Here is a 16,928-nt window from a genome sequence, read left to right as displayed (position 1 = left end):
GGATCATGTGTCGGTCGGTGGCTCCACTGGCTCTCAACCGTGCGTGACACCTGTTCTCCATGGATCACCTCACGCCGAGGACGCTGATGTTTGAACCCCTCTCACCCCACGCCGGGGCTGTCGGCGACGACGAACCTGCGCACAGCACGGACGTGCTCGGCGGTCTACGATTCCGGCTCTTGCGGATCGCTGTGCTGCCGATGGCCGCCGTGGGGCTGTTGTCTGCGGCTGCGGCAGTGCTCGTGGTGACATACAGCTCGCTGTGGACAGTCATCACCGTGCTCGCGGGCTGGATTGTCGGGTGCGTGGCGATCCTGATCGTCACACTCGGCCGTGCTGACGCCGTCGTACGTGCTCTTCGGCGGGAGTACGACAACGCAGTTCCCGCCACACCGACCGAGGGGTCCTCCCGTACGGCGTTCGGCGATGCCTACGGGCAGCAGCGGAGGGTGTTCGTCAACCTTGCCGGCCGCCTGCAGTCGCTGATCCAGCGGGCGATCGTGAAGGTGGATGAGCTGGAGCACGAGGTGGAGGATCCGGACCTGCTCAAGGGTTTGTTCACTGTGGACCACCTCGCCACCCGCGTCCGTCGCCAGGCGGAGAATCTCGCCGTGTTGGGCGGCGATCCGCCGCAGCGCCAGTCGGACAATCCGGTGAGCATGTATGCCGTGCTACGTTCGGCCGTTGCCGAGATCGAGCACTATGCGCGGGTCAAAGTTGTCCACCCGGTGGAGGGTACTCTCCACGGGCATGCCGTGGCCGAATTCATCCACCTGCTGGCCGAACTCCTGGAGAATGCCACCAGTTTCTCCCCGCCGGACGCCCCGGTCATGCTGCGTGCTCAGAACGTCACCGCCGGCCTGGCCATCGAGGTGCAGGACCGTGGGCTCGGCATGCAGGCCGAGGACCTGGAGCGGATCAATCGCCTGCTCGGTGATTCCAGCCGGCTCGACCTCGGTGAGTTGTTCGAAGACGGCCGGATCGGGCTCTCGGTGGTCCGGGAACTCGCCCATCGGCACGGCATCAGCGTGCGCCTGCAGACCAACATCTTCGGCGGTATCGACGCTGCCGTGGTGATTCCCCACACTCTGCTCGGCGATACCTCGGACGAGGCCGAGCCTTCTCACGTCAGCCGACCCGTACAGCAGGAACCACAGGACAATGTGGATGCGGTGGGTTCCGATGTGGCGGCGGAGTCCGCTTTCCCGCAGAGTCCTGCGAGCAGGAGACCGCAGTCTCAGCCGGAGCCGGACGGACCGAAGGTCGGACAGTTTCCGCACGCCCCTCACGCACCGGCCTCGTCGGCTCAACCTTCGGTCGCACCGGCTCAACCCTCGGCTGCACCGGCTGCACCGGCTCACCCCCCGGCCGCACCAGCTCACCCCCCGGCCGCACCGGCCTCGCCGGTTGCGTCCTCGACTCATGGCGCCACCAGCGCTCCTGCCGCGGGGAAGGACGAGCGTCCACCCCTGCCGAAACGGCACCGCACATCACCCCACATGCGGCCCGAACTACGCGAACGAACCGGCACCAACCCGATCCCCGACCACAACCCCACACTCATGGCCGCCTTCCGGAAAGGGCTCAGTCACGACAGTGATGAGCCAGGCTGGCCAGAGGATCACACCAACTGACGAGCAGCAAGGAGAGTAGAGCGATGGCCGATGTGTCGCCGAACCAGACCCAGACGTCGGATCTGACTTGGCTTCTCAGCCGCCTGGTTGAGGCGGTTCCCCACACGCGCAGCGCCTTGTTGCTGTCCTCGGACGGAATACCGAAGCACTTCCACGGTTTGGCCGCCGATGATGCGGACAGACTGGCCGCCCTGGCCAGCAGCATGTGTTCCCTCGCGCAACGGGTCGGAAGCAGCTTCGGCGGCGGGGACGGCATCCGCCAGGTGAATGCGGAGCTCGACGATCTCGTCCTGCTCGTCACGGCCGCCGGTGCCGGCACCGTCCTGGCCGTTCTGGCCGACCGCGATGTCAATGCGGGGGTGCTGAGTTACGAGATGGGACAGCTCAGCAAGAAGGTCCCCAGCTACCTGGCCACCCCCGCACGGCACGACACCGCCGCTTCCGGTTCCGGGAGCGGCCGAGCATGACTGTTCCCGACGGTGAGGGCAGCGGGACGTGGATGCGCCCGTACACCGTGACCAACGGACGCACCCATCCCACCACTGCGCTCCAGCTCATCTCCATGGTGCGTACCACGGGTCGGGTGCCCCCCGAGCGGTTGGGGGGAGAACACGCCCGGGCCCTTCAGCTGTGCCATTTTCCCACCTCGGTCGCCGAGGTCGCGGCGCATCTGCGGCAGCCCGTGGCCATCACCAAGGTCCTGCTGTCCGATCTCATCGACTCCGGAGCGGTGACCACCAGAGCTCCCAGCGCGACCGCCCATTCCACAGACCTACTGGAGAAAGTGCTCGATGGTCTCCGCCAACGGCTCTGATGACTTCCCCACTCAGTTCAAGATCCTCATCGCCGGCGGCTTCGGTGCGGGCAAAACGACGTTCGTCGGCTCGACGAGTGAAATCGAACCCTTGACCACCGAGGAAGCTCTCACCTCTGCCAGCGTCGGCACGGACAGCCTGGAAGGTGTGGAGAACAAGGCCACCACCACGGTGGCCATGGACTTCGGTCGCATCACCTTCAGCCTCCACAATCTGGTGCTGTACCTGTTCGGCACTCCCGGACAGAATCGCTTCTGGTTCATGTGGGACGAGCTGTCCCGAGGTGCCCTCGGAGCGGTCGTCATCGCCGATACCCGCCGACTGCAGGACTGCTTCGCCGCAATCGAGTTCTTCGAGCAGCGCGGCATCCCTTTTCTGGTTGCGGTCAACGAATTCGACGGTTCCTTCCGCTACGAACCCGACGAGGTGCGAAATGCCCTCGACCTCAAGGCGAACGTGCCGGTCCTGCTGTGCGATGCCCGCGACACCAGGTCCGCAACAGGTGTGCTCATTTCCTTGATCGAACATGTCCTCAGCACGTCACAGGCTTGCCCCGCCTAGAGCCCTGTCCACACCGATCAGATAGGAGTCGACCATGGCCCACGATCACGCCGGCCAACGTCTCGTGACCACTCCCGGGGATCCCGAGGCAGCACAGCGAATGGCACGTCTGCGGGCACTCGGGATCGGAACGCAGCCGGACCAGGAATTCGACGAGTTCGCAAGCACACTCGCGCAGGCTGCGGACACTCCCTACGCGATGGTCAACTTCATTACCGAGAGCCACCAGTACTTTGCCGGCCTGCACACCCCGTCCGGGAAACAGACCGGAGCAGATCTGGAAACAGCACAGGCCACCGCGTCCACGGAACCGGGCCGGAGGATGCCACGGGATCACGGCTTCTGCCCCCATGTGGTGGCCCGTCGTCTCCCGCTCGTTTTGGACGACGTCTGCGAGTATCCGCGGTTCGCAGGCAATCCCGTGGTCGACGAGATCGGCATTCGTTCCTATCTGGGTGCCCCGTTGATCGACCGGACCGGGACATCCCTGGGCACGATCTGCGCCATTGCCACCGAAGCACGGCCCTGGGGCCGTCCCGGCCTGGAGACCATCAAGACGATGGCAGCAGAGCTGATGGAGTTGATTCACCGGCGCGAGACACGCGCACAGTCGTGAGCGGCTGCGCGGGGGGGTGAATTGCACACCCGGCGGGCCTGGAGGCGCCCAGGCCTGCCGAATCCGGGCACGAACCACGATGCTCGCGTCGCCGAGACCATCATGATCCCGCGTGATACGGCAGGCTCTGGGAACCTCACGCTCAGGAAGTCCTCAAGGGACAGGTTCAGCCCTGCAGCTCGGAGGCGAGCCGCTCGGACCACTGTCCTTTCGAGGTGCCCAATGCCGTCTCGGCCAGCCGCAATCGCTGGATGTCAGAGGTACCGGCAGGGGCAAAGATGTGGTATGCATCACGAAGGTACCGCTCGATCGGGCTGTCGGTGCCGAGCCCGGACGCGGCGTGCACTTCCATCGCAGTACGTGCCGAATCCAACGCGTATTCCACATTGACGAGTTTGGCGTTCATCAGTTCCGTGTCGCACGGCAGGCCTTGGTCCAGCATGTGCGCTGCATGATGGGCGGCCAGCCGGGCGGTCATCAGCTGGGACTGCATCTGGCCCAGCTTCTGTTTCACCGTGGGGAGTTCGGACAGTGGCTCGCCGTAGCGGTGTCGCTTGCTGACGAATTCGACGGTTTCCTCCACCAGTGCCTGGTGGATTCCCAGGGCCACCGCGGTCAGGTTCGGCCTTCCGTACAAGATGCTGGAGGAGTAGGCGACGGCCAGGCCGTCCCCTTCGGCGCCGAGCAGGTTTTCCGCAGGCACACGGCAATCGTCGAATTTGAGCTCGCCGAAGCTGAACCCGTGCAGCCCCATCGCGGGTTGGTGCTCACCGAGGGAGAACCCGGGGCGGTCCGACTCCACGAGGAACGCCGACAGCCCCTTGGCTCCCGTCCCGGTGCGGACCACGACCCCGTGCACATCACCGACGTGGCTGTTGCCGACGAACACCTTGTGGCCGTTGAGGAGGTAATCGTCCCCGTCGCGGCGTGCTGTCGCCGCCATACCGAGAACATGACCGCCGGACTCGGACTCGGTCACTGCGATGGTCGGCAAGCAGTCTCCGGCGCTGATGGCAGGCAGCCACTGTTGCTTTTGCTTGTCGGTGCCGAAGTGCACGATTTTCGCCACGCCCAGCTGGGAAGCCTGCACCATGGCTCCCATGGCCCCGCTGACCCGGGACAGTTCCTCGATGATGACAGTCTTGGCCAGGTGGCCCGCACCCATCCCGCCGTACTCGGTGCCGATCGTCGCACCGAGCCATCTCTGTTCCGCGATCCGGCGGGATAATTCGTATTGGATGGACCGGGATGCTTCCATGTCCGGCACTCGGGGGCGTACTTCGGTTTCCGCGAAGTGCCGAACCTCTTCGCGGATACGTTCGAGGTGCGTGTTCGTGAAGTAGGAATCCCTCTGGGCTGCGAAGTTCATGACTGCTCCATCTTCGTGAGCTCTCCTCGTCGTGGCCTGTCATCTCCGGTGTGGTGTCACACACTGCGTAGCCTTACACACGTACTGATGACACAGATACCATCTATATGGTGATCTTGATCAAGATCGATCGTTACGCATCGTGCTATCACCAGGATGCAGCGATACTGGGGCTGCCGGCGGTGTCCGATGTAGTCATGACGACCACAGGAGCCGGCATGCGCTTCTGGCCGAATCACGGGGATTGCTGTGGGTGGCGCAGCCGTGCAAGAGCGCCGGCTGTTGTGGCGATCCACAATGGATCAGCTGCAATGACGCCGGGCGAGGGGCTTTCGTGATCGTCCGCAGGCGCGACGCGCAGAGTTGCCGTATCGGTCGATCGCCGCCCTGACCGGGCGAGGCTGTGCTGTCCTCTTCCGTATGCTCGTGCAGCGATCCGGGCACGCAGGAATGCTCATTCTTTCGGAGGTGTTCGCTGCTCCGTATGAGTGGTTTCGATGCATTCTCATGCGCGCGGCACACTTGTTCGGTCACGTTCCCCTGAAAAGGGGAAGAGTGTGGTCGAAGGAGAGCAATGCCGCCCGAATTTCGAACTCGAAAAGACGGGACCGTGTATCCCATCAACTTCTCGAAGAGACGGGGAGGGGTGCCGCGTTCGGCCCGCGGAACCGGTACCGACCTGGCAGCCTCGGGTGCGGCAGACGTCGAGGAAGCAGGGGCGAGCAGCAGTGCACGGGACGTGGTGGACAGCCGGGATCGCGGCCGCCGCGGCGGGCGGGGCGGTGTGGCAGCGCCGATGCGAACGGCGGGAGGCGCATGCCCATCACCGCCCGGGACACATGGTGCGGGTCGGTGACGCCTCCCTCCACGTCGTGGCCGAAGGCGAGGGGCAGCCGACGGTCGTGATCGCCTCGGGCATCGGTGGCTCCCACCTGGAGTGGGAGCAGGTCGCCGCCGGGTTGCGGCAGGTGGCGCGGGTGGTGCGCTACGACCGGCCCGGATTCGCCTTCTCACCGTATGTGCGCGGCGATCGCCGCCCGGAGGCGGTGGCGACCGTGCTGCGCGAAGTGCTGGCTGCCGAACGGATCCCGCCGCCGTACCTGCTGCTCGGCCACTCGCTGGGCGCTTTGCATGTTCGTGCCTATGCGGCGCTGTTTCCGCAGGAGGTGGCGGGCGCGGTGCTGGTGGATCCTGCCCATGAGGATATCGGTGAGTTGGCCTGGGCGCGCCCGGTTGGCCGCGTTGCCGGTTGGGCGTTTCGCGTGGCCGCGCTTCTCGGCCCGGTGGGGATGGCTCGCGTGTTCGGCCGGATGCTCACCCGTGCGGACGCACGTCGAGTCGCCGATGCCCGCGCGCCGCACACTGCAGCGTTCCTGCAGGCCGCCGGTGCCCTCACGCACCGCACGGTCGGCGGGTGGCGCGGCCTGGCGGCGGAGTACGCCGGTCTCGTCGACACCCACATCCGGGTCGGTGATCTTGCCACGGCTCGCGGCTTTCCCGCTGTCCCGGTGACCGTGATCTCCGCGGGGCTGCAGCCGCCGAATCGTTTCGAACGAGTGGGGTGGACGTTGCTGCGCACCGAGCTGCACCGGCGGATCGCAGCACTCGGTCCGTACGGGCGTCACGTCGTCGCCGAGCACAGTGGCCACATGGTTCCGCTGGACGAACCGGAGATCGTCGTCGACGAGGTACGTGCCATGCACCAGCGCCTGCGCATGAAGTGAGACCCTGTTCACGGCACGCTCGTGCCCGGAAAGTCCCGCGGAGCCATAGGCGCCCCGAGGGACGTGCCGGGCACGCTCGCCACAGCGTTGCACGGCGGGAAGGGACAGGGTCACACCCGCCGTTTGAACACCCACGCCGACAGGGGAGCGAAGACGGTGGTGATCGCCGCCGCCCAGATCAGCGTCGCGATGATCGGCCCTGCCTGCGCACCGGTGACCATCAACCCGCGAGAGGCGTCGGCGAGGATGGACACCGGGTTGACGCTGACGAGTCCTTGCAGCCAGCCGGGCAGCGTCTGCACGGGCACGAAGATGTTGCTGACGAAGGTCAGCGGAAACAGCGCGGTCATTCCGTAGATCTGTACTCGCTCGGGGTCGGGGGCGAGCAGGCCGACCACCACGGCCACCCAGGAAAACGCCAGTGCGAAGACGAGCAGCAGCGCGACCGCGCCGAGCAGGCCGGCCAGACCGGTACCGATGCGGAAACCGAGGATCAGCCCGACGCCGAGGACGAGCACGATCGACCAGGCCTGTTTGACCTGGTCGGCCAGGATGCGGCCGGCCAGCGGGGCCCACCGGGCCACCGGCAGGGAGCGCAGCCGGTCGAAGACGCCCTTGGTCAGGTCGGTGTTGAGCCCTTGGCCGACGTAGAGGCTGACGAACAGCATGTTCATCACGACCATGCCGGGCAGCATGAAGGTCAGGTAGGACTGCCAGTCGCCCATGATGGCGCCGCCGAACATGAACGTGAACAGCAGCACGAACATGATCGGCTGGATGCTGAAGTCGCCCAGTTCCCAGGGGTTGTGTCGGACTTGCACCACGGTGCGCCAGGCCAGGGTCATGCTTTGGCGCATGCCTTGCAGCGGGCTCACCCGTGCCGGCAGCGCCGGGCCTGCTGGTGGGGTGTCGGTGAGGGTGGTCATGACAGCATCCGTTCGGTGGAAGTTTGTTCGGTTTCGTCGGCTGGGCGGCCGGTCAGGGACAAGAACACCTCGTCGAGGCTGGAGTTGCGCAGTGCCAGCTCGGTGAGCACGACGCCGGAGTCGTCGAGGCGGCGCACGACGGCAGGCAGCACGGCCGGGTCGGTGACCGGCGCGGTCACCCGCTGCCCGTCGAGGTCGGGGGCGTGGTCGGCCAGTTCGCCGACCACGGAGGCCACCAGCGGTAGGTGGGTTTCGTCCTCGGGGCGCACCGACAGTGTCTGGGAGCCGAGCTTGGCCTTGAGCTCGTCCGGTGTGCCGCTCGCGATGACCCGTCCGTGGTCGATGACGACGATGTCGTCGGCCAGCGCGTCGGCCTCGTCCAGGTACTGGGTGGTCAGCAGCACCGTCACGCCGCCGGAGACCAGGCTGCGGATCAGCGTCCACAGTTCGGTGCGGGCGCGCGGGTCCAATCCGGTGGTGGGCTCGTCCAGGTAGAGCATCGAGGGGTGGGCGACCAGGCTGGCGGCGAGGTCGAGGCGGCGGCGCATGCCGCCCGAGTAGGTCTTCACCGCCCGGTCTCCGGCGTCGGTCAGGCCGAACTGGTCGAGCAGTTCGCGGGCTCTGTGCCGGGACTGCGCGCGGGAGGAGCCGAGCAGGCGGCCGATGAGCAGGAGGTTTTCCCTGCCCGTGAGGCTCTCGTCGACGGCGGCGTACTGCCCGGTCAACCCGATCAGCTGACGTACCCGGTGGGCGTCGCGGACCACGTCGTAGCCGCCGACGGTGGCGTGCCCCGCGTCGGGGTGCAGCAGCGTGCTCAGGACGCGGACGGCGGTGGTCTTTCCCGCCCCGTTGGGGCCGAGCAGCCCGAGCACCGTGCCCGCGTCCACCGTGAAGTCGACGCCGTCGAGGGCGGTGGTGGTGCCGAATCGCTTGACCAGGCCCTCGGCCCGGATGGCGTGGTTCATCGCGCACTCCTGTTCGTGGTTCGGTGTCGTGGTCCCCAGGAGTCGAGTCCGGTACGGGCAGGCCTTCGCCACGGTGATGATGTTCGGTCCGCCGCGCGAAGCCGTGCCCGTCTGTATCGACCGGGGAAGTGCTCGGAACTCACCGTCGGTGCTGCTTCAGTATCGAACTTCGATTGCAATCGAGGTCAAGTCGGCAGCCATCGACCGGAGCGGAAAGAGGGCCGGCTCGGGCGAGTGACGAGTGCTGGGGCACTGCCGGGGATGGGCCCTGTTTTGCGCATGCCCCTGGGACCGACACTGCGCCTCGCCTCTGCCTCTTGACGGGTGATGCGCTCGTCGCCGAGGTTCGCAGCAGCAATGCGCGGGTACGTGGAGCGCGATGAATATGACGAGGTCCGCGGGTACGGATGAGGGTGAGGTCGAGCGGGCGACCCGGATCACCCTGCGGCCGATCGCGAGCCCGTTGCCGCTGGGCTTCTTCGCTTTTGCCATCGGCTCGGCCATGCTGAGCCTGCAGCAGTTCGACCTGCTCCCCGCCGCCGACGAGAGGAGTCTGTCCCTGCTGCTGGCGGTGTTCGTGTTCCCGCTGCAGCTGATCTCGGGGATCTTCGCCTTCCTCGGGCGCGAGCCGGTCGCGGCGACCGCGCTCAATCTCATCGCGTTCTCGTGGCCGGCCACGGCGCTGATCGCGGTGCTGGCTCCACCCGGTGACCAGACGAGCCCACTGACGGGGTCGCTGAACGTGCTGACTGCCGTGGTGCTCGCATTGCTCTGCCCACCGGCGCTGCAGGGGAAGCCGCTACTGGGAGCGGTGGTGTTGCTGGGAGCGGCCCGATACACGTTGAACGGCGTTTACGAGTTCACCGGCTCTGTTCCGGTGCAGCTCGGCTCGGCCGCGGTCGGCGGGGCAATCCTCCTGATGGGGTTCTACGGAGGCCTGGCGCTCATCCTGGAGGACACCCAGCACCGCACCGTGCTGCCTTTCCCGCGGTTGGGCGAAGCACGCCGCGCACTGCAGACCGACCTCGTCGACCAGGCGGCCAGTGTCACCCGGGAGGCCGGTGTCCGCAGGCAGCTGTGATTCGGTCCGCATGCCCGCAAGGACGCACTCGCCTGCCTGGCTCCGGAAATTCGGGTCGGTCGATGACCGGATCTCCTGGTCCAGAGGGGACCTGGAGCAGCCGGCGTGGTCAGGATTGGAGATGGTCGAGGAACCAGTCGCGGGCAGGTGGCATGGATTTGTCGAAGCCCCTGAGGTAGGCGTCGAAGTGCCCGCCGGGCAGGAACACCAACTTCTTCGGTTCCCGCGCGGTCTGGTAGGTCGCCAGGGCAAGTTCGGTGGGAGTGAGCACGTCGTTTTCGGCGACGAGCATCAACAGCGGAGTGGGGCTGATCCGCGGGGCATAGACGCCGGGCTCGTACTCGGAGAGCATTTCGACCGTGCGCAGGGTGACCTCGTTGCGCCAGGAGGGTGCGCGGTTCTTGTGCGTTTCGATGAACCACTGCCAGGAATCGGGAGTGGGCAGCGCGGAGGGAGCCTGGGGATCTTCGGCCACCACGGGCACCATCGCCGGGGACTCGCCCCGGAACCGAGCGGCTCGGTCGTTGTCGAACTGCCTGCGGAACTCGCCGATGAAGTCCGAGCGCACCAGGGAACGGAAGTTCTCATACCCGCTGACCAGGGGGACCTGGGAGACCACAGCGCCCACACGGTGATCGAGGGCACCGATCGCCAACACATGCCCGCCGGAGTAGCTGCTGCCCCACACCCCGACCTTCGTGGGGTCGACTTCCGGCAACGTGCCGGCATAGGTGATGGCGTGCCGATAGTCGCGGATCTGCTGGACCGGATCGATTTCATACCGCGGATCGCCGTCGCTGGAACCGAAGTTCCGGTTGTCGAACACCAGTGCATTCAGCCCGGCGGCGGCGAAGGCGGCGGCGTACTCGTCCAGATACATCTCCTTCACCGCGGAAAACCCGTGCGCCATGATGATCACCGGGGCACGGGTGGAACTCATCTTCGCAGGGTAGAACCAGCCCCGCAGTGTGGTGCCCTCGGCGTCGAATTCGATGTCTCGTCGAGGCATGTCTGCTCCTTACTGAGCTCGTCCGGCTGTCGTGACGGTGCTTTTCCGGGGTCGGGCGATGCTGTGCCGGGGGTACGAGTATGCACGATTTGGCCTGCTCAGAACGTCAGCGACAAAGGCAACGGCGGCTTTTCGGCTTCGCGTCGTTCGGGCGTGCCGGACGCACGGAGGTTCGTCGGTCCCGTGCCCCGACCGTTCAGGGGCGAGGTTCGGGGCACCCCGCGAACCTTCAGCGATCAGGCGGGTCGGGGCGGTCCGGAGGGTCTTTCGTCGCCATCCTGGACGGACTGTGACGCCGGGTCTACAGTCTGCCCATGCTCGCAGTCGACATGGTGCGGCGAGGCGCCCAGCGCTACCGGGATCGAACGGCGCTCGTGGTCGGCGAGCGTGAACTCAGCTTCCGCGACGTGGACGTGATGGCCAACCGGATCGCCAACGTCCTGCTCGGTCTCGGCTGCGGCCGGGGCACGCGTGTCGGATTGCTCGTGAACAACGGGCTGTGGTCGGTGCCGCTCGATTTCGGCTGCCTCAAAGCCGGCGTCGCCCGCGTGCCGCTCAACGCCAGGCTGTCCGTGTCCGAGCACGCGAAGATGCTCGCCGACACCGAGGTGGGGCTGCTCGTCCACGACGGTGACCTGTCCGAGCGGGCACTGGCCCTGGCCGACGAACTGGACGGGCTGCGGTTGGCCTGCCTCGGCCCGGCAGACCGTGCCCAGGACATCGATCTGACCGCCGAGTGCGAGCGTGCCGACGCGACCGACCCGCTCGTTCCGCTCGCGCCGGAGGATGTGATGCTCCTGCTCTACACTTCGGGCACGACCGGCACGCTCAAGGCGGTCCAGCACACCCAAGCCAGTTATGCCGCCATCGCCACGAACATCCTGGCGAATCTGATCTCGCCCGGCCGCGACGACGCCATGCTGCACGCGGCCTCGTTGATGCACGCCAGCGGGACCTTTCTGCTGCCCTACTGGATGCGCGGGGCCCGCTCGGTGGTGCTGCCGGGTTTCGAGCCGCAGTCCTATGTGCAGGCGATCGAGCACCACCGGGTCACCGCGGTCAACCTGGTGCCGACCATGCTCGGAATGCTGCTGTCCGGCGATGCCCTCGACGGCGCGGACACATCCAGCCTGGACACCATCATCTACGGCGCAAGCCCGATGCCGCGCCCGATGCTGGAGCAGGGCCTCGAGCGTTTCGGCCCGAAGTTCGTCCAGTACTACGGCCAGACGGAGGCGCCGCTGTGCCAGACGGTGCTGGACAAGGCCGACCACGCCGAAGGCGGCGCATTACTGAGCTCCTGCGGACACCCGGCGGTCGATGCCGAGATCCGCATCGCCGACGAGGACGACCACCCGGTGCCGCCGGGAGAGATCGGCGAGATTCAGGTTCGCGCGCCGTTCACCATGGCCGGCTATCACAACGCGCCCGAACGCAACCACGAGACCATGGCCGCAGACGGGTGGATCCGCACGCGCGACATGGCACGTGCCGACGAACGCGGCTACCTGTATCTCGTCGACCGGGCCAGTGACATGATCGTCACCGGTGGCTACAACGTCTATCCCCGCGAAGTGGAGGACGCGCTCGGTGCGCACCCGGCCGTGGCCGAGTGCGCCGTGGTGAGCGCCCCCGATGCCACGTGGGTGGAGGCGGTCACCGCCTTCACCGCGTTCCGCCCGGGGGAAAGTGCTTCCACCGAGGAACTGCAAGCCACGGTCCGCGAGCGCCTCGCCGGGTACAAGGTGCCCAAACGGATTCACGTGGTGGAGTCGATCCCGAAGTCCCCGGTGGGCAAAATTCTGCGGCGCGCGCTGCGTGACCCGCTGTGGACGGACGATGCCGGTGAGCACCGATGACGGTCGATGTCGGCATCGGTAACCGAACTTCATGCCCGGTGTTTTCCGGAGAAGGAGGAAATCCCGTGGACGAGCAAGCCGTGCGCGTGGAGCGTCGCGGAGAAGTATTCACGGTGATCCTGTCGAGGCCGGATGCTCGTAATGCCGTCGACGGCCCCACCGGCAGCGCGCTGTTCGAGGCGTTCGAGCAGTTCGATGCCGATTCCTCGGCGTCGGTGGCGGTGCTGTGGGGAGACGGGGGCACCTTCTGTTCCGGAGCGGACCTCAAGGCCGTCGGCACCGAACGTGGCAATCGGGTCGCCGAGGACGGGCACGGACCCATGGGTCCGAGTCGGATGCGTCTGAGCAAACCCGTGATCGCGGCCGTGGCCGGACATGCGGTCGCAGGCGGTTTGGAGCTGGCCGCCTGGTGCGATCTCCGGGTCGCTGCCGAGGACGCCGTCTTCGGCGTGTTCTGCCGCCGGTGGGGCGTTCCGCTCGTCGACGGGGGGACGTTCCGGCTGCCCAGACTGATCGGCACCAGTCAGGCGATGGACATGGTCCTGACCGGACGTCCCGTGGACGCGCAGGAGGCCCAACGCATGGGGCTGGTGAACCGCGTCGTACCGGTGGGTCGGGAACGTGAGGCGGCGGAGCAGCTGGCCGAGGACATCGCCGCTTTCCCGCAGACCTGCCTGCGTCATGACCGGCTCTCGCTGCTGGAACAGCACGGGATGTCCGAGACCGAGGCGCTGGCCAACGAGTGGGAACACGGCATGATCTCCTACGCCTCCGATGCCCGTTCGGGCGCGCAGCGCTTCGCAGGCGGTGCAGGCCGTGGCGGAACGTTCGGCGATGCCGGCTGACCTTCACGGGCGGGCATTGTTCCTGGCTCGCCTTCGAGGTGCTCTGCCCGGCATGTATGGCTAGCGAGCACGTAGGCGAGGCATTCCGCTGTTGTCGGCACCGGTTGCGAGGGCATTCCGGAATTTCCGGTGGCGGCGCCGGCTCCAGGATCACGCGGCCTCCCTGGTAACCGTTGGCCGTGCAGATCTCGATGTCCGGGTAATTGTTGGCGCACTCCTCCTTGATCGGGTCGGGCGGTGGCGGCATCTCCGGCGGATCTTGTGCCGGAGGCGGGGCTTCGATCGGTGCTGGATCCATCGGTTACTGGGGCTGGGTGCAGGCTCCCAGAGCCAAGGCAGCGGCAGTGGCCAGAGTTTTCCTTGGGGCTTTAGAACTGGCCGGTGAAGTAGGCGGTGTCGGCGGCGAAGGCGCTCGGCTGAACCGAGACCTGCAGTTCGCCGGGGTCGGTACCGATCTCGTAGACCGAGGTGAACGTGGTGGAGCCACCCGGTGGGAGTTCGACGTCCGGCAGTGCGTCCCCCGCCATGTAGTTCTGCTGCGCCACGCGTCCGTTGTGTTGGACGGTGAGCTTGGTGCCCATGACGTTGTATTCGTCGGTGCCGTCGTTGCGCACGGTCACGTCGAGAGCGACGTAGCGCTTGCCCTCAGGAGGGCCCAGGTACGGGTTGTCCTCGGTGTAGGACTGTGGCTCGGAGATCAGAATGGTTTCGCCGCCGCTCCAGGTGTGCTGCTGGCCGAAGGCGAGGTTGAGTGGTTGATTGCTGTCGGGGGCGGGCGCGGCCGGGTTGGCGGGCTGCACGGCCACTGGTCCGGGAGCAGGAGTTGTGGTATCACCGCCACCACCGTTGGAGGCAACAGCGATGACGAGAATGAGAGCGAGCAGGCCTCCGACGGGCAGGATGATGAAGTTGCGGAACTTGTGTGTCTTCTTGATCTCGACGCGCTGTCCCGTGGTGGGGTCGGTGTAGTATTTGCTCATGGTCGATCTTCTTGTGGATGAGTAGGGATTCCCCGTTGACTGACACGGGTAAGAGATCGGTGTCGAAGTGAGGTATCCGAGAAAGTGATGGCGACCGAGGTACCGACAGCCGGTCAGGCATAGTCGAGCATGCGTCCGGCGGTGATGGAACTGCGGTAGTCTTCACCGGAATCCCCCCGATCCGGCCGAGCGCGGTGTGTCTGAACACAGTGGCCAGGGTGCTGTCCGCGCTCACCAACCAGAGTAGGCCGAAGAGAGGCGAGAGGACACCCCCGGCGCCGAGTGAATCCAGTGGCCGAGTGGTGCCGAGCGCTCGATGCTGCGGCGAGCTCAAGAGCGGTCATGCGCGCGCCGCGACGGGGAACACGGTCGGTGCTGCGATGCTGCGAACGCCCGTGATCGGGCCGGCCCGCTGTTGCAGCGAGCCGGTCTGCATGGCGGTATGCTCACCGGCGCGATCGGCTGGGGCGCCGCATCGACACGCCGATGTCCGAGTCGAATTCCACTGCACACAAGTCGCACAGTGCTGAGTGAATTGAATCCGAAAAGATGCCGGCTCGTCACTTTGCGTGGATAGGCTCGATTGACCGGTGCAGTCCGGACAAGAGAACAGGGAGGGCGCTATGGTAACCGTCTTCGCTGTCGTGTTCGTAGCTTCGAGCGTGGCCCTTCTCGCCGCCTACTTCGTCCTCGCAGACCTCGTCGAGTTCGCCCCGGCCGTTGGATCGCGATAGGGGTGCGTCGGTCATGAACAATCCTCTCGATAGCCTTTCCGAAAGCATCGCTGCGGCTCTGTGCGTGTGGTGTCGTCGACGTCTGGGTGCATCACCGTCGGACGACTTCTGCTCGGAGGACTGCCAACGGAGCTGGCACGCCACCCACGAAGCCGATCTGGCCCTCGTCGGGGAGCAGCGCTCGGCCGTCTGAGGGGACGCCAACGGCCTGGTGCCGGTCCTGTTGCATCATCCGCTCGGGTGGTGCCGGGTTGGTGGACCATGTCCCGAGTCCCCATACCGCCGCCGTGGTTCGTGTGGAGTTGTCCCGTTCCTCCCGCAGTGCCGGATGTCTACCTTCAGTGTGGTCAACTCATCGGCCTGGAGGAGGACCTGTGCGATCCGTGTTCGGGTTTCGTCGTGGATCCGGCGCTCGGAGCGGCGCCGCCGTGGTGGTGCCGCTGCTGGCTGCCTGCCTGCTGACCTCCGCGGCGGGGTCTTCGGCCGGTGCGGGACAGGATGGCCACTGTGCGGGGATGGAGCGCCTGCGAGTTCCGGGGGCCGCACACCAGCAGCAGTCCTGCCTGCCGGAGCTGACCACGGCAGGCACCGTCTCCTCCGGGCACACCGATCCCGCCGACTGGGCCGGCCTGACCCCGTCCGGGTTGCCGACGCCGCACGGTGTGCCCGGTATCCAGATCGACGGCTACTTCCCGGACGATTCGCACACCAATGACACGCACGGCTGGAACCACGACGCCCAGTTCGTCATTCGGCTGCCCGACGATTTCACCGGGGGACTGGTCGTCAGTGGCAGCCCCGGTAACCGACAGCAGTACGCCAATGACCGCGCCATCGCCGACTGGGCGTTGGCGCGCGGATACGCGTTCGCCGCCACCGACAAGGGCAACACCGGCCTGCAGTTCCACCGGGACGGCGAGCAGCCCGGCGACGCCATCGCCGAATGGAACCGGCGGATGACGCAGTTGACGATCGCGGCGAAAGCCGTCGTCGCCCAGCGCTACGGCCACGCGCCGCGGCGCACCATCGCCACCGGGCTGTCCAACGGGGGCTACCTGGTTCGGTGGCAGCTGGAGAACCGGCCCGGCCTCTACGACGGCGGCGTCGACTGGGAAGGCACGCTGTGGCGGAAGCAGTCCCCGAACCTGCTGGGATACCTGCCGAAAGCCCTGCGCGCGTACCCGCGCTATGCCGACGGGGGACCGGATGTCGACGAGGCGCACGCCGCGATGCTCGACGCGGGCTTCGCGCCCGGATCGGAATTCCTGTGGCAGTATCATCACAAGGTCTACTGGGGACTGACCCAGCGCATCTACCGCAAGGAGCTCGATCCGGGCTATCGGGGTGATTCCGCCGACTACGACTACGCGGCCCGCAAGGACATCGTCGCCCCGGCCATCGAGAAGATCGCACTGACCGGTGACATCAAGCGTCCGCTGATCACCGTTCACGGAACGCTGGACGCACTGCTGCCGATCGGAACCGACTCGGACGTCTACGCCGGCATGGTGCGCGACGAGGGCCGAGGCTCGCTGCACCGCTACTACCGCATCGAGGGAGGCAATCACGTCGACGGGCTGGTGGACGAGTTCCCGAAGCGGTTGCGCCCGTTGACGCCGTGCCATCGCTCGGCGTTCGTGGCGCTGGAGCGCTGGCTCGCACGGGATGTGCAGCCCCCGCCGTCCGGGACCGTCGCGCGCCCTGCCGAGGCGAGCCCGGACGAGCTGCTGACGCAGTGCCGGCTGGACTGATCGGTCGAGGCCGCGGCAACGCGGAGCGAGGCGATGGCCGGGCGGGAAGGACGGCTCCT

Annotated in this window: 15 protein-coding genes; 10 read left to right on the top strand and 5 right to left on the bottom strand. The window is 66.7% G+C overall.

The annotated features are described in order from the left end of the window. Positions 1-179 precede the first annotated feature (179 nt). From DFQ14_RS19170 to DFQ14_RS19150, 5 genes are read left to right on the top strand one after another with little or no spacing between them, the layout of a single operon-like run. A complete protein-coding gene (locus DFQ14_RS19170) occupies positions 180-1,634 on the top strand; it encodes a sensor histidine kinase (RefSeq protein ID WP_246195639.1) in 1,455 nt (484 codons plus the stop codon). A gap of 23 nt (positions 1,635-1,657) precedes the next feature. Continuing rightward, the gene (locus DFQ14_RS19165; RefSeq protein WP_114454713.1) at positions 1,658-2,101 is read left to right on the top strand and encodes a roadblock/LC7 domain-containing protein; all 444 of its coding nucleotides are present in this window, start codon (positions 1,658-1,660) and stop codon (positions 2,099-2,101) included. Next, on the top strand, positions 2,098-2,448 hold the full coding sequence (locus DFQ14_RS19160) for a DUF742 domain-containing protein (protein ID WP_114454712.1): 351 nt from the start codon (positions 2,098-2,100) through the stop codon (positions 2,446-2,448). The genes DFQ14_RS19165 and DFQ14_RS19160 overlap by 4 nt, the downstream gene beginning before the upstream one ends. Beyond that, a complete protein-coding gene (locus DFQ14_RS19155; protein WP_114454711.1) occupies positions 2,426-3,010 on the top strand; it encodes a GTP-binding protein in 585 nt (194 codons plus the stop codon). The genes DFQ14_RS19160 and DFQ14_RS19155 overlap by 23 nt, the downstream gene beginning before the upstream one ends. A 34-nt stretch (positions 3,011-3,044) precedes the next feature. Next, entirely contained in the window at positions 3,045-3,626 is a 582-nt protein-coding gene (locus DFQ14_RS19150) for a GAF domain-containing protein (RefSeq protein ID WP_114454710.1), read from the top strand. A gap of 166 nt (positions 3,627-3,792) precedes the next feature. Here DFQ14_RS19150 and DFQ14_RS19145 read toward each other — a convergent pair whose 3' ends face one another. Beyond that, the gene (locus tag DFQ14_RS19145) at positions 3,793-4,995 is read right to left on the bottom strand and encodes an acyl-CoA dehydrogenase family protein (RefSeq protein WP_114454709.1); all 1,203 of its coding nucleotides are present in this window, start codon (positions 4,993-4,995) and stop codon (positions 3,793-3,795) included. A 728-nt stretch (positions 4,996-5,723) separates the two neighbouring features. On the opposite strand from DFQ14_RS19145, the gene DFQ14_RS19140 reads away from it, so the two are divergent. Then, the gene (locus tag DFQ14_RS19140) at positions 5,724-6,719 is read left to right on the top strand and encodes an alpha/beta fold hydrolase (protein WP_158546727.1); all 996 of its coding nucleotides are present in this window, start codon (positions 5,724-5,726) and stop codon (positions 6,717-6,719) included. Between the two features lie 110 nt (positions 6,720-6,829). Here the strand turns inward: DFQ14_RS19140 and DFQ14_RS19135 are convergent, their stop codons facing one another. Further along, positions 6,830-7,645, bottom strand: coding sequence for an ABC transporter permease (locus tag DFQ14_RS19135; protein ID WP_114454707.1), 816 nt, complete (start codon positions 7,643-7,645; stop codon positions 6,830-6,832). Continuing rightward, positions 7,642-8,610 (bottom strand): ATP-binding cassette domain-containing protein, encoded by a 969-nt coding sequence (locus tag DFQ14_RS19130; RefSeq protein WP_114454706.1) that lies wholly within the window; start codon positions 8,608-8,610, stop codon positions 7,642-7,644. Before DFQ14_RS19130 ends, DFQ14_RS19135 begins: the two co-directional genes overlap by 4 nt. Positions 8,611-8,995: 385 nt before the next feature. On the opposite strand from DFQ14_RS19130, the gene DFQ14_RS19125 reads away from it, so the two are divergent. Beyond that, positions 8,996-9,691, top strand: a complete 696-nt coding sequence (locus DFQ14_RS19125) for an acetate uptake transporter family protein (RefSeq protein WP_158546726.1) — start codon at positions 8,996-8,998, stop codon at positions 9,689-9,691. A gap of 109 nt (positions 9,692-9,800) precedes the next feature. Here DFQ14_RS19125 and DFQ14_RS19120 read toward each other — a convergent pair whose 3' ends face one another. Then, a complete protein-coding gene (locus tag DFQ14_RS19120; RefSeq protein ID WP_114454704.1) occupies positions 9,801-10,700 on the bottom strand; it encodes an alpha/beta hydrolase in 900 nt (299 codons plus the stop codon). A gap of 314 nt (positions 10,701-11,014) precedes the next feature. Between DFQ14_RS19120 and DFQ14_RS19115 the strand changes: the two genes are divergently transcribed. Both DFQ14_RS19115 and DFQ14_RS19110 read left to right on the top strand, forming a co-directional pair. Next, on the top strand, positions 11,015-12,559 hold the full coding sequence (locus tag DFQ14_RS19115; protein WP_114454703.1) for a class I adenylate-forming enzyme family protein: 1,545 nt from the start codon (positions 11,015-11,017) through the stop codon (positions 12,557-12,559). Positions 12,560-12,624: 65 nt separating this feature from the next. Then, on the top strand, positions 12,625-13,404 hold the full coding sequence (locus DFQ14_RS19110) for a crotonase/enoyl-CoA hydratase family protein (protein WP_114454702.1): 780 nt from the start codon (positions 12,625-12,627) through the stop codon (positions 13,402-13,404). A 368-nt stretch (positions 13,405-13,772) separates the two neighbouring features. On the opposite strand, the gene DFQ14_RS19105 is transcribed toward DFQ14_RS19110, so the two are convergent. Continuing rightward, on the bottom strand, positions 13,773-14,384 hold the full coding sequence (locus DFQ14_RS19105; protein ID WP_114454701.1) for a DUF4352 domain-containing protein: 612 nt from the start codon (positions 14,382-14,384) through the stop codon (positions 13,773-13,775). 1,117 nt (positions 14,385-15,501) lie between these two features. Between DFQ14_RS19105 and DFQ14_RS19095 the strand changes: the two genes are divergently transcribed. Next, on the top strand, positions 15,502-16,869 hold the full coding sequence (locus DFQ14_RS19095; RefSeq protein WP_420810199.1) for a 3-hydroxybutyrate oligomer hydrolase family protein: 1,368 nt from the start codon (positions 15,502-15,504) through the stop codon (positions 16,867-16,869). Positions 16,870-16,928: the final 59 nt, after the last annotated feature.

It is taken from the genome of Halopolyspora algeriensis (assembly GCF_003337235.1).
Lineage (GTDB): Bacteria > Actinomycetota > Actinomycetes > Mycobacteriales > Pseudonocardiaceae > Haloactinomyces > Haloactinomyces algeriensis.
This window is presented reverse-complemented; position numbering and strand designations above follow the sequence as displayed.